We start from the raw sequence: 13,134 nt of genomic DNA, 5'->3' as shown, positions 1-13,134 counted from the left end.
ACCGTACGGGGTATCAACATATCTGGCGTTGACTTTTAGCACGCTGTTGAGTTCTCAAGGAACGGACGCTTCCTTTGAAACCGTTTCACCGGTCTCTCCGGGCGCTTCCCTTCGGTGTTTCACACGCTATCAGACCGATTTCGTTTCTCCGAATCCGTGCTTTTCGCGGACATGCGAAAGCTGATCCGAAGATCTGTCGTCAGGTGACTGATGGCGCTGCCTCGACCTGGATGTGTCCGCAGTAGACTGAGGCGCTTCATCCGGGGCAGGGGTACGACAGTACAACCCTCGCGCAGCCGTGGCAAATCGATTCGGTGCCCCATAGGTGTCCTTCGGCCTGCACAGCTTGTGCGGAATCCGCAGTTCCTATGACTTACGCTTCTGGGCAGTGCGCTGCCCAGGACGGGCGGTGACAGCGCGTGACGATCTTTCCACCCCTGGGAGGCTTCCTATGACCACCGTGACCTCCCCGCTCGCCGGGCGTGTGATCGGACTCGCCGCGGTGCCCGATCCGGTGTTCTCCGGGGCGATGGTCGGTCCCGGCACCGCGGTCGACCCCGTACTCGAGCCGTCCGTGGCGGTGGCACCGGTCGACGGCATCGTCGTCTCTCTCCATCCCCACGCGTTCGTCGTCGTCGATGAGAAGGGGCACGGTGTGCTCACCCACCTCGGTATCGACACCGTTCAGCTGGGCGGCGAGGGATTCGAGCTGTTGATCAACAAGGGTGACACCGTGCGGCGCGGCGACCCCGTGGTGCGGTGGGACCCCGCGGCCGTGGTGGCCGCCGGGAAGTCGCCAGTCTGCCCGGTCGTGGCGCTTGAGGCCACCGCCGAGTCGCTGGCGGACGTCAGTGCGGATGTGGATGTGAAGTCGGGCGACACTCTCTTCAGCTGGACATGAGCTCAGCGCCGGTCGGAGCCGGTCTGATCGGCCGTTACGGCGAGTAGACAACCACCGCGGCGGGTGATCCCGTCGCATCGAACCGGAGACGGGTGTGATGGAGACAACGCTGCGAGGCGTCGGCGTGAGCCACGGGGTGGCGATCGGCGAGGTCCGGCACATGGGGACCGCGGTCCTGGAGCCGCCGGCGAAGCAGATTCCGTCGGACGAGGCGCCGCGCGAGCAGGGGCGTGCCCGCCAGGCGGTTGAGGCTGTGGCGGCCGATCTGATGGCGCGCGGCAATCTGGCGGGCGGCGAGGCGCAGGCCGTGCTCGAGGCACAGGCCATGATGGCGCAGGACCCGGAGCTGATCGCCGATGTCGAGCGGCGCATCGCGGTGGGCAGCACCGCCGAGCGCGCGGTGTACGACGCCTTCGCCGCCTACCGGGCTCTGCTGGCCGGGGCCGGTGAGTATCTGGCCGGGCGGGTGGCCGACCTGGACGATGTACGGAACCGGATCGTGGCCCGGCTGCTGGGGGTGCCGATGCCCGGTGTGCCCGACAGCGATGAGCCGTATGTGCTGATCGCGCGGGACCTGGCCCCCGCCGACACGGCGCTGCTCGACCCGACCCTGGTGCTCGGGTTCGTGACCGAGGAGGGCGGGCCGACGAGTCACAGCGCGATCCTCGCGCGCGCCTTGGGTGTGCCGGCGGTGGTGGCGCTGCCCGGCGCCGGTGAGCTGGTCGAGGGAACCCTGATCGCCGTCGACGGCAGCACGGGAGAGATCTTCGTGTCCCCGAGCGCGGAGAAGCAGGCCGAGCTGGCCCGGGCCGCGGAGGAGCGGAAGGCCGCGCTGGCCGCGTCCTCCGGGCCGGGGGCGACATCGGACGGGCACAAGGTGCCGCTGCTGGCGAACATCGGCGGCCCAGCGGATGTCGCGGCGGCCGTGGAGGCCGGTGCCGAGGGTGTGGGGCTGTTCCGCACGGAGTTCCTCTTCCTCGACGACAGCACCAAGGCACCGTCGGAGGAGAAGCAGGTCGAGGCGTACCGCAAGGTGCTGGAGGCCTTCCCCGAGGGCCGAGTCGTGGTGCGGGTCCTGGACGCGGGCGCCGACAAGCCGCTGGACTTCCTCACCCCGGCCGACGAGCCGAACCCGGCGCTGGGGGTGCGGGGGCTGCGAACCCTGCTCGACCACCCTGATGTGCTGCGGACGCAGCTGACGGCGCTGGCCGAGGCCGCGGCGGGGCTGCCGGTCTACCTGGAGGTCATGGCCCCGATGGTGGCCGACCGGATCGACGCCAAGGCGTTTGCCGACGCGTGCCGGGAGGCGGGGCTGCGGGCCAAGTTCGGCGCGATGGTGGAGATTCCGTCCGCCGCGCTGCGGGCGCGCTCGATCCTCCAGGAGGTGGAGTTCCTGTCGCTGGGCACCAATGACCTGGCGCAGTACACCTTCGCCGCTGACCGCCAGGTCGGCGCGGTGTCGCGGCTGCAGGACCCGTGGCAGCCCGCGCTGCTCGATCTGGTGGCCGCTTCGGCCGAGGCCGCGCAGGCCGAGGGCAAGAGCTGCGGTGTGTGCGGGGAGGCCGCGTCGGATCCGCTGCTCGCGTGCGTGCTGACCGGCCTGGGCGTCACCAGCCTCTCCATGGGCTCCGCGGCGATTCCGTATGTGCGCGCCACACTGGCCAAGCACACGCTCGCCCAGTGCGAGCGGGCGGCTGCCGCGGCCCGCGCGGCGGACACCGCCGAGGACGCGCGCGTCGCCGCGCAGGCGGTGCTGTCCGGCGAGTGAGCCGGTGATGTGAGGCCTGTCCCCCAGGGGGCGTCCCGCCGCGGGTATGTGCGGCGGGGCGCCCCCTGTGCGTCTGTGTGTGTCTGTGCGCCTCTGTCTCTGCGCCTGTGTCTGTGTGTCTGTGGCGTGTGGGTCATTCCCCTTCCGGGTCAGCGGGCTCCGGTTCCCTGGGGCCGCCGTCGTCCGAGCCGTCCGGGGCGTCCGGGCCGGGCAGCGGGATGCCCGGCCGGTACTCGACGCCGTGCTCGGGCGGCACGGGCTCACCGGTGTCCGCGTCCGTGCAGTACGCGCTGAAGACCTCCGCCTCGCTCAACGGCCGCAGCCAGCCCTGCTGCAGCGACCAGCCGCGGACCGTGTCCGGGGTGCCGGGCACGGTGGTGCGCAGCACGACGCCGCCAGGGCTGTCCGTGGCGATCCCGCAGGCCAGCACGGTGCTGAAGATCAGCGCCTCGGTGCCGTCGAGCTCCACCGGCCGCTCCCCCGTCGCTTCCGCGTGCACCACGGCCACGAGCGGGGCACCGCTCGCCGGAACGCTGCACACCACGTGGTGGCGGCCGGGCCCGGCCGCCGTGAGCAGTCGCCGCAGCGCGGTCCGGGCGCGGCGGAACGCGGCGTGGCCCGGGTCGTCGGAGCACCCGCAGCCACCCGCGCGGGACAGCAGGGCCGTGGCGTACTCCCAGGTGGCCTGCTGCTCGGCCGCGCCGATGAGCCGCTGGAGAAGCTGGTCGAGCGGCTGGCCCTCGTAGGTCACGGTCGGGCCCGCGGCGGCCACCTCGGCCGTATAGCGGGTGCGGGCGGCGGAGGTGTCGGGGTCGATGCCGGAGTCCGCGCAGAACTCCTCGTACTCGACCGGGTCGAACAACGCGATGGACGTATGCACGCCTTGTGACGCGAGCATCCGCAGCAGCCCCTCCGTCTGCCGCAGATACGCGGTGTGGTCGTCGAAGGCGAACGACACGTAACGCCGCATGGCCGCGAAGTCCTCCTCGTCGGCCAGCAGCGCCACGGTGCTGGGCGCTTCTCTGCGCAGCGCGCGCCGCGCGGTGCGCTCCCTCCGGTGCGTGCCGCCTTGTGTGGTGTGCGCCATGTTTCCCCCTGAGCGCAGTCGATCAGTGCTCACTCACCGTAACCGGGGGCACTGACAACGCTCCGTCGCCGCGGTCTTGGACCAGGTGGCGCTGGGCTCCGCAGACCACGGCGAGGCCCGCGCCGAAGCCGAGCCAGCCCAGTGGACCGGACGCGATCGCCGCGGTCACCACCAGCGGACCCGCGCTGCGCTGGGCGGCCTGGGCGAGGCCGTGCACGCCGAGGTACGCGCCTTGGGCGGTGGGCGGGGCGAGGGCGACGGACAGTTCCCAGGACACGGTGGCGTGCAGCATCTCCGCGACGGTGAACGCGGTGGCGGCGACGACCAGCGCCGCGGTGGCGGCCCAGGGCGCGTGGACCACCGACGCGGCCAGTGCGGCCCCGCCGGTCAGGAAGGCCACGGCCAGGGGCCGGAGGGTGTTGCGGGCGGCGTGCGGCGTGGCCCCGAAGCGTGCGAGGGGAACCTGGAAGAGCACGACGAGCACGTTGTTGAGGACCAGCAGCAGGGGCACCAGCTGGTGCGGGGCGCTGGTGGCGGTCACGGCCCACAGGGGGAGGCCGATCTTGAACACGGAGTCGTCGAGGAAGAGGACGATTTCGCTGGCGGTGTAGGCGAGGTAGCGGCGGTCCCGCCAAGGGTTGGGCGCGCGGGTGGGGGCGGCCGCCCGCGCGGGGGCAGGATCGGAGCCGGGGGCCGGATCGGAGCCGGGATCGGTATCGGGTTCGAAACCGGGCTCGGGTTCGGATTCGGGGTCGGTCTTCGGCGCGGGTGCGGTGTGGGTGACGACGCGTGAGTGCGAGGGCGGCTCCGCGCAGCGCAGGGTGAGCAGGGCGGAGGCGACGAAAGAGAGGGCGTCGCCGACCAGGAGCCAGCGGTAGACGGCGACGGTGCCCACGGTGAGCGCCGCGGCCGCCGCGAGCCCGCCGACGGCCCATCCGCTGTTGGAGACGGTGCGGTTGATGGCCTGGTAGCGGGCGCGGTCGGGGCCCGCGACGCGGGTCGCGTACAGCTTGGTGAGGACCGAGGACGCCCGGTCGCCGAGGCTGCCGACCGCCTGGATGACCAGGAGCAGGCGCAGATCCGCGGTAGTGAGGAGTGCGAGTGAGGCGGAAGCGCGCACGGCCTGTACGAAGACCAGGAGCGGGCGCAGCGGGACGCGGTCGGCGAGGAGGCCGCCGAGGGGCGGGCCCGCGATGCCGATGGCGCCGGAGACGGCGAGCAGAAGGCCGATCTGGGCGGTGGTGAGGCCTACCGCGTAGGTGAAGTAGAGGACGGCGGTGGCTGCCCACAGCCCTGAGCCGACCCGGTCGACGAAGGTGACCAGGAGCATGCGGCGGCCGTCCGGGCCGCCGGGTATGCGCTTGAGCAGATTGGTGAGACGGCGTTGCCCGGTCACCCTGTCCCCCCTTGTTTCAGACCTTGACCCGAGTTTTGTATTGGTACAGAATTCTTTATGTGGCGATACAATATGGGATCACGGGTGACACAGCCAAGGGGATTGCCGCGTCGATCGAGCAGGGAGTCGTGGAGGGCGCGCTGCCTCCAGGCACCGTTCTGCCCCCGGTACGCCGCCTCGCCGAGCGGCTCGGGGTCAGCCCGGGCACCGTCGCGACCACGTACAAGGAGCTGCGGCGGCGCGGGATCGTGGTGACGCAGGGGCGCGGCGGCACGGTCGTCGCCGAGGTGCCCGCGGTCGCCTCGCGCCGACCGCCGCCGGTGCCCGAGGGGCTGCGCGACCTGGCCGGCGGCCATCCCGACCCCGCCTTCCTGCCCACCCTCCCGGCGCCCGTCCGGCTTTCCCCCGGCGCCCGCTCGCACCGCTCGCGGCCCCGGCTGGCCGCCCTGGAGGAGCTCACCCGCGCCTGGTACGAGCGCGACGGAGTCCCGTCCGGGCAGGTCACCTTCGCGCACGGCGCGCTCGACTGTGTCGCCCGGCTGCTGTCGGTCGAGCTGCGACCCGGCGACGCGGTGGCGATGGAGGACCCCGGATACCATCATCTGCTCGACCTCGTCCCCGCCCTCGGGCTGCGGAGCGTGCCGGTGGCGGTGGACGACGAGGGGATGCGGCCGGAGGCGCTCCGGGCGGCGCTGCGGGCCGGGGTGCGCGCGGTGGTGTGCAGCCCGCGGTCGCAGAACCCGTACGCCGGGTGCTTCTCGGCGGAGCGGCGGGACGCGCTGCTGGAGGTGCTGGGCGCCGCGTCGGAGGTACTGGTGGTGGAGAACGACCACGCCTCCGAGGTCGCGGGCGCGCCGCTGCACACCCTGACCTCGGGCGGCCTGGCGCGGTGGGCTCAGGTGCGCACGGTCTCCAAGCACCTGGGCACGGACCTGCGGTGGGCCGCGCTCGCCTGCGACCGTACGACGCTGGCGCGCCACGACGGCCGGATGCTGCTGACCTCGGGCTGGGTGAGCCATGTCCTGCAGGAGACCGTGGCGCGGCTGATGACCGACCCGGCGACCGAGGATCTGGTCGTCGAGGCGCGCTCGGCCTACGCGCGGCGGCGCGCGGCCCTGGTCGCTGAGTTGAGCGGGCGCGCGATCGCCGTGCACGGGGCGAGCGGGCTGAATGTGTGGGTGCCGGTGCGGGACGAGGCGGCGGTGGTCAACGGGTTGCGGACGCGCGGGTGGTGGGTCGCGGCCGGGGCCCGGTTCCGACAGGCGTCGGGGGCCGGGGTACGGATCACCACGGCGGGGCTGGAGGCGGCCGAGGCCGCGCGGGTGGCGGCGGACTTCGCGGCCGTGCTGGGCGAGTCGCAGCCGACGTACGGCGGGTGAGGGGGCGGTGCCGGTACGGCCGGAGCCCGGCGGCACCCGTACCGTACCCGTACCCCCACTCACCCCGCGGCGTCCGGCGTCGTCAGGCGTCCGGCCGGGTCGGCCTCTCGTGCGCCAGGCGCTCGTAGAAGCGCAGCAGCTCCACGTTGTCGACGGAGCCCGGGTTGACGGCCTTGTCCAGGGTGGTGCCCTGCAGCAGGCGCTTGACCGGCACCTCGATCCGCTTGCCGGTGAGGGTGTGGGGCACGCCGGGCACCTCGATGATCTCGTCGGGGACATGGCGCGGGGAGAGCTGTTCGCGGATGGTGCGCTTGATGCGGTCGCACAGCCCCGCGTCGAGGGTGGCGCCCGGCGCGAGGTGGACGAACAGCGGCATCCAGTAGCCGCCGTCGGGCTGCTCGACGCCGATGACGAGGGATTCGCGGATCTCGGGGAGGCGCTCGACGGCCTCGTAGATGTCCGCGGACCCCATCCGTACGCCCTGCCGGTTGAGCGTGGAGTCGGAGCGGCCGTGGATGACGACCGTGCCGCGCGAGGTGAGGGTGATCCAGTCACCGTGCCGCCAGACCCCGGGGAACATGTCGAAGTAGCTGTCGCGGTAGCGGCTGCCGTCCGGGTCGTTCCAGAAGCGGACCGGCATGGACGGCATGGGTTGGGTGACGACCAGCTCGCCGACCTCGTCGAGCACCGGCTCGCCGCTCGGGTTCCAGGCCTGCAGATCCGTGCCGAGACCCGGGGCCTGCAGCTCCCCGATGTGGACCGGGAGGGTGGGGGCGGCGCCCGCGAAGCAGCTGCAGACGTCCGTGCCGCCGCTGACCGAGGCGATCCACATGTCGCCCGTACTGGCGGCGAACTCGTCGTGGATCCAGCGGAAGCCGTCCGGCGGCAGCGGGGAGCCGGTCGTGGCCACACAGGCGACGCGCGAGAGGTCGAAGTCGCGGGCCGGGCGGACTCCGGCCTTGCGGCAGGCCATGACATAGGCCGCCGAGGTGCCATAGAGCGTGGTCCGGGTGCGCTCGGCGATACGCCACTGGGCGGCGGTGTCCGGGTAGCCGGGGCTGCCGTCGTAGAGGACGACGGTGGTGCCCACCAGCAGGCCCGACACCAGGAAGTTCCACATCATCCAGCCGGTGGAGGTGTACCAGAAGAACCGGTCTCCGGGGCCCAGGTCACAGTGCAGGCCGAGCTGTTTGAGGTGCTCGATCAGGATGCCGCCCTGGGACTGGACGATCGCCTTGGGCAGTCCGGTGGTGCCCGAGGAGTAGAGCACCCACAGCGGGTGGTCGAACGGCACCCGCTCGAAGACCGGTTCCGCCGCCTCGCGCACCACGGTGTCCCACTCCAGCGCGCCCTCGGGGGCGGGCGTGCCCAGCAGCGGGATGTGGACGACGGCGCGCAGGGTGGGCAGTTCGCGGCGCAGCTCGGCGACGGTCTCGGTGCGGTCGTGTTCCTTGCCTCCGTAGCGGTAGCCGTCCACGGTGAACAGGACCACCGGCTCGACCTGCTGGAAGCGGTCCAGGACGCTGCGCGCGCCGAAGTCGGGGGCGCAGGAGGTCCATACGGCGCCGACGGCGGCGGTGGCCAGGAGCGCGACGACCGCCTGCGGGATGTTGGGGAGGTAGCCGCTGACCCGGTCTCCGGGGCGTACGCCCAGCCGGCGCAGCTCGGCGGCGACCGCGCCGACCTGGCCGCGCAGCGCGGCCCAGCCGACGGGGCGCGGCTCATGGCTCTCGTCGACGTGGAGCAGCGCGGGTTCGGCGGCGCGGGCGGGGTCCTCGGCGGCGCGCAGCGCGTGCTCGGCGTAGTTGAGGGTGGCGCCGGGGAACCACTGGGCGCCGGGCATGGCGGCGTCGGCGAGCACGGTGTCGTACGGGGTGGTGAAGCGCACCTCGAACCACTCGGCGACCGCCTGCCAGAAGCGCGTCAGCTCCGTCACGGACCATCGGTGCAGCGCCGCGTAGCTCGCCGCCTGGTCGCCGGGGTCGGGCGCGGGGGCGCCGTGCCGCTCGGCGGCCCAGGTGTGGAAGCGGGTGAGCTGGGCCCGGGCGATCCGCTCGGGGCCCGGCTGCCACAGGGGTCGCGGCAGGTGGTCTGGGTGCGCTGCGGTGGTCATCTGTCGGCTCCCGGCTCCCGGTGGTGCGTGCGGCTACGCGTGGTGTGTCCGTGCAGGACGATGCCATGTGATCGACTTGTACACCAGGGCCGCCACTCCACATCGGGGGTGGTGGGGATGTGTGGGGACCACGGGTGAACGGCAGTTGAACGCCGCACGCACGGGGCGTCATCAGTGGCAAGGTGATCATCATGGATGCGCGTGACCTGGTGCGGTCGGTGAAGGTGGTCGGTACGGCGCAGGGGCTCAGGTCGCTGCGCTCGGCGTGGCGGCGTCGGCGTTCCGACGCGGTCGGGCTGCCGCGGCGCGGACCGGAGCGCGCGCGGGTGCCGGGCCTGGTGCGCGGGGCGTATCCGGAGCCGGGCGGCGGGGTGGTGCGGTTCGCGCGGTCCTCGCTGCGGGTGCGGGTGACCGCGGGCGGCGCGGTGTTCTGCGGCTGGGACGGCGCCGAGCCGGAGCCCTCGTACGCGCTGGACGGGCCCTGCCCGGACGCGGACGAGCGGGTGCGGCTCGAACCGGACACGGACGGCGGCTGGCGGGTGGTCGCCGAGCGGGTGACGGTGGCGGTCTCGCGGAACGGGGCGGTGGAGGTGCGCACCCCGGGCGGGGTGGTGCTGCGGCGGGATCTGCCGCCGCGCTGGTGGGAGCCGGCGGGCGGCGACGCGCCGGGCGCGGACGCCCAGCGACAAGCGGACGCCACGGCACAAACCGATGGACAAACCGATGGACAAGCCGGTGCGCGAGCCGATGGTCACGGGGCGGGCGGCGAAGGGCCGGGCGCCGGCGGCGTGGCGGCGCGGTGGGAGCAGCGGTCGCAGGTCGCCGCGGACGCGCGGTTCTTCGGGCTCGGCGGGCGGGCGGCCGGGCCGCGGCTGCGGGACGGCTCGTACCGGCTGTGGAACACCGATCCGGGCGGCAGCTTCGGGCCGGGGGACGACCCGCTGTATCTGACCATGCCGGTGCAGCTGGTGGTGGCGGACGCGGGCACCCATCTGGTGTTCCACGACAACTCATGGGACGGCACCATCACCCTGCGGGAGGGCGAGGAGGGCGCGGGGTCCGGGCACGACCGGCCGGGCCGCTGCCGGACGCGGATGGAGGGCGGCCCGCTGCGCTCCTGGGTGATCGTGGGCCCGCCGGCCCGGGTGTTGCAGGGCTGGGCGGCGCTCACGGGCGCTGCCGCGGTACCGCCGAGCTGGGCGCTGGGCTACCACCACGCCCGCTGGGGGTTCGGCGACCAGGAGGAGGTGCGGCGGGTGGTGGCGGGCTACCGGGAGCGGGAGCTGCCGCTGTCGGCGCTGCACCTGGACATCGACCACCTCGCCGGGCACCGGGTGTTCACGGTGGATGCCGCGCGGTTCCCCGATCTGCCCGGGCTGGCGGCGGAGTTGCGGGAGGGCGGGACGCGGCTGGTGTCGATCGTCGATCCGGCGGTGAAGGCGGAGCCGGGCAACGCGGCGTACGACAGCGGCGCGGCGCAGGACGCGTTCGTGCGCGACACGCGCGGGCGCGAGGTGCGCGGGGTGGTCTGGCCGGGCGAGGCGGTGTTCCCCGACTTCACCGATCCGCGGGTGCGCAAGTGGTGGGGCGGGCTGTACGCGGAGCGGCTGGGGCAGGGCTTCTCCGGGGTGTGGCACGACATGAACGAGCCCGTGTCCTTCGCGGCCTTCGGCGACCCGACACTGCCGCGCTCGGCCCGGCACGCGCTGGAGGGGCGGGGCGGCGACCACCGCGAGGCGCACAACGTCTACGGCCTGGCCATGGCGCGGGCCGGCTACGAGGGGCTGCTGGAGCTGCAGCCCGAGGAGCGCCCGTTCCTGTTCTCCCGCTCGGGGTGGGCGGGGCTGCAGCGGTACGGGGGCAGCTGGTCCGGGGACGTGGCGACCAGCTGGCCGGGGCTGCGCGCCTCGCTGTCCCTGGTGCTGGGGCTCGGCCTGTCGGGGGTGCCGTACTCCGGTCCGGACGTCGGCGGGTTCACCGGCAGCCCGTCCCCCGAGCTGTATCTGCGCTGGTTCCAGCTGGCCTCGTATCTGCCGCTGTTCCGCACCCATTCGGCGATCTGGGCGGGGCGGCGGGAGCCGTGGGAGTTCGGGCAGCCGGTCCTGGAGCACGCGGCGGCCGCCCTGCGCGAACGGCAGCGGCTGCTGCCGTACTTCGTCACACTGGCCCACGAGGCCCGGCGCACCGGGGCGCCGTACGCGCGGCCGATGTGGTGGCGCTGGCCCAAGGACCGGGCGCTGCGCGACTGCGAGGACGCCTTTCTGCTGGGGGACGCGCTGCTGGTGGCGCCGGTGCTGGAGGAGGGCGCCGAGCGGCGGTCGGTGCGGCTGCCGCGCGGCCGCTGGTACGACACGGCGACCGGCCGGGCGTACGAGGGCCCCGGGCAGGTGGTGCTGGACGCCCCGCTGTCGCGCGTCCCGGTGCTGGCGCGGGCGGGTGCGGTGCTGCCGGTGGCGGGCGCGGGCGGCGGGGTGGAGCTGGAGGTGTGGCCCCCGGCGCAGGAGCGCGGGCGCGGCGGGACGCTGGTCGTGGACCCGGGCGACGGGTGGGACAAGCCGGAGGTGGTGCGGTTCACCTCGCGGCTGCGGGACGGCGAGGTGGTGGTCGAGCGGGACGGCGCGGCGGAGCCCGGGTATCCGGTGCGGGTGCGCGGTCAGGCGCCCGAGAAACGGCCGCGGGGGCGGTAGTGGCCGCGCGGGCGGTGAGCGGCGGGCTGAAGGAGGGCGGACCGGGGCCGGCCGGGGCTTGTTCCGGACCCCGTCGCCCTGGTATCTGAGGTGGGCATGCCGAGATTCACTGCCGCGCTGCGCGCGCTCGCCCTCCCCTTCGCCGCCCTCCTGGCCGTCTCCGCCTCCCCCGCCCCGGCGCAGGCGCGGGCCGAGCCCAAGGCCCCGAAGGAGTTCGTGGCGCTGAGCGACGTGGACCCCACGATCCTGCAAGAGATCCGCTACTACACCCCGCACAACTTCACCGGCCACCGCGTGGACGGCTACCGCCAGCCGCTGTGCATCCTGACCCGCCCGGCCGCCGAGGCGCTGCACCAGGCGCAGCGCTCCCTGCTGCGGCGCGGCTACACGCTCAAGGTGTACGACTGCTACCGGCCGCAGCGCGCGGTCAACGACTTCGTCGAGTGGGCGAAGGACCTCGACGACCAGTCGATGAAGGGGGAGTTCTACCCGGACGTCGACAAGACGCGGCTGTTCGAGGACGGTTATATAGCGGAGAAGTCCGGGCACAGCCGGGGCAGCACCATGGACCTGACCATCGTGAAGCTGCCCGCCCTGCCCACTCGTCCGTACGAGCCGGGTGAGCAGCTGGTGCCGTGCTACGCGCCGAAGGACGAGCGGTTCCCGGACAACTCGGTGGACATGGGCACCGGCTACGACTGCTTCGACACGCTCTCACACACGCTGGACCCGCGCATCCAGGGCGCGCAGCGGGCGAACCGGCTGTTGTTGAAGGACACACTGGAGGCTCTGGGCTTTGTGAATCTGGCCGAGGAGTGGTGGCACTACACCTACAAGCCGGAACTGTTCCCGGACACCTACTTCGACTTCCCCGTCTCGCGCAGGTCGCTGCACGGCCACTGAGGCCGCGGGCTCGTTGAGGGTCCCAGTGCCCGCGCCCGGTGGGCGGCACGGCTCACAGCCGTCCGCCCGCCGGGTCGGAGGAGAGCCGCTGCGCGATGTGGACCGGGAGCACGGACAGGGCTACCAGCAGCGCGGCGACGACGTTGACGACGGGGGCCTGGTGGGGCCGGGCCAGGTTTTCGTAGATCCAGATGGGCAGGGTGCTGGTCCCGGGCCCGGCGGTGAAGGTGGTCACCACGATCTCGTCGAAGGACAGTGCGAAGGCGAGCAGCCCGCCCGCGAAGAGCGCCGAGCGGACGGCCGGGAAGGTGACGTACCGGAAGGTCTGCCAGGGGCGAGCGCCGAGGTCGGCGGAGGCCTCGGCCATCGAGGGCGCGACGCGGCGCAGCCGGGCCCCGACGTTGTTGAAGACCACCACGACGCAGAAGGTGGCGTGCCCGACGACCACCGTGAAGAGGCCGAACCCGACGCCGAGGGGGTCCAGGACGGTGCGGAAGGCCGCGTTGAGGGCGATGCCGCTGACGATGCCGGGCAGCGCGATGGGCAGCACCAGCAGGAAGGACACGGTGCGCCGCCCGAAGAAGCGGTGGCGGTGGACGGCGAACGCGGCCATGGTGCCGAGCACGAGGGCGATGGCGGTCGCGGCGAGCCCGGCCCGTACGGAGGTGAGCAGCGCTTCCCGCGCGCCCTCGCTGTGCAGCGCGGCGCGCCACCACCGGCCGGTCAGGCCGCTGGGCGGCCAGCCGAAGGACCGGTCGGCGTTGACGGAGTTGAGCAGGACCAGCAGCAGGGGCGCGTAGACGATGGCGAGCCCGGCGGCGGTGACGCAGCCGAGGGCGATGCGGGCGGTGCGCGACAGCCGCACGGGCGGTACCTCCTTGAACAGGCTTGGCGGGCAGG

General features: G+C 73.3%; 9 protein-coding genes. 5 read left to right on the top strand and 4 right to left on the bottom strand.

The window, feature by feature from the left end; all coding sequences use genetic code 11:
* Positions 1 to 451: 451 nt before the first annotated feature.
* Entirely contained in the window at positions 452 to 901 is a 450-nt protein-coding gene (locus PV419_RS35100; RefSeq protein WP_319695857.1) for a PTS glucose transporter subunit IIA, read from the top strand.
* A gap of 97 nt (positions 902 to 998) precedes the next feature.
* Positions 999 to 2,669 carry a phosphoenolpyruvate--protein phosphotransferase gene (gene ptsP / locus PV419_RS35095; RefSeq protein WP_319695855.1) on the top strand — a complete coding sequence of 557 codons (1,671 nt, stop codon included), beginning with the start codon at positions 999 to 1,001 and terminating at the stop codon, positions 2,667 to 2,669.
* A gap of 133 nt (positions 2,670 to 2,802) precedes the next feature.
* Here the strand turns inward: ptsP and PV419_RS35090 are convergent, their stop codons facing one another.
* Entirely contained in the window at positions 2,803 to 3,756 is a 954-nt protein-coding gene (locus tag PV419_RS35090; RefSeq protein WP_319695853.1) for a hypothetical protein, read from the bottom strand.
* 22 nt (positions 3,757 to 3,778) lie between these two features.
* A complete protein-coding gene (locus PV419_RS35085) occupies positions 3,779 to 5,152 on the bottom strand; it encodes an MFS transporter (RefSeq protein WP_319695851.1) in 1,374 nt (457 codons plus the stop codon).
* 59 nt (positions 5,153 to 5,211) lie between these two features.
* Here PV419_RS35085 and PV419_RS35080 point away from each other — a divergent pair, with 59 nt between their 5' ends.
* Positions 5,212 to 6,531 carry an aminotransferase class I/II-fold pyridoxal phosphate-dependent enzyme gene (locus PV419_RS35080; protein WP_319695850.1) on the top strand — a complete coding sequence of 440 codons (1,320 nt, stop codon included), beginning with the start codon at positions 5,212 to 5,214 and terminating at the stop codon, positions 6,529 to 6,531.
* 82 nt (positions 6,532 to 6,613) lie between these two features.
* On the opposite strand, the gene PV419_RS35075 is transcribed toward PV419_RS35080, so the two are convergent.
* Complete coding sequence (locus PV419_RS35075; protein ID WP_319695848.1) at positions 6,614 to 8,644, bottom strand: acetoacetate--CoA ligase; 2,031 nt, start codon at positions 8,642 to 8,644, stop codon at positions 6,614 to 6,616.
* Between the two features lie 191 nt (positions 8,645 to 8,835).
* On the opposite strand from PV419_RS35075, the gene PV419_RS35070 reads away from it, so the two are divergent.
* Both PV419_RS35070 and PV419_RS35065 read left to right on the top strand, forming a co-directional pair.
* Positions 8,836 to 11,331, top strand: a complete 2,496-nt coding sequence (locus PV419_RS35070; RefSeq protein WP_319695847.1) for a glycoside hydrolase family 31 protein — start codon at positions 8,836 to 8,838, stop codon at positions 11,329 to 11,331.
* Between the two features lie 96 nt (positions 11,332 to 11,427).
* Complete coding sequence (locus PV419_RS35065; protein WP_319695845.1) at positions 11,428 to 12,234, top strand: M15 family metallopeptidase; 807 nt, start codon at positions 11,428 to 11,430, stop codon at positions 12,232 to 12,234.
* A 52-nt stretch (positions 12,235 to 12,286) separates the two neighbouring features.
* Here the strand turns inward: PV419_RS35065 and PV419_RS35060 are convergent, their stop codons facing one another.
* A complete protein-coding gene (locus PV419_RS35060; protein WP_319695844.1) occupies positions 12,287 to 13,099 on the bottom strand; it encodes an ABC transporter permease in 813 nt (270 codons plus the stop codon).
* Between the last annotated feature and the right edge of the window lie 35 nt (positions 13,100 to 13,134).

This window comes from Streptomyces sp. ME19-01-6 (assembly GCF_033793745.1).
Taxonomy (GTDB): domain Bacteria; phylum Actinomycetota; class Actinomycetes; order Streptomycetales; family Streptomycetaceae; genus Streptomyces.
The sequence above is the reverse complement of the archived record's forward strand: the minus strand, read 5'-3'. Positions and strand labels throughout refer to the sequence as shown.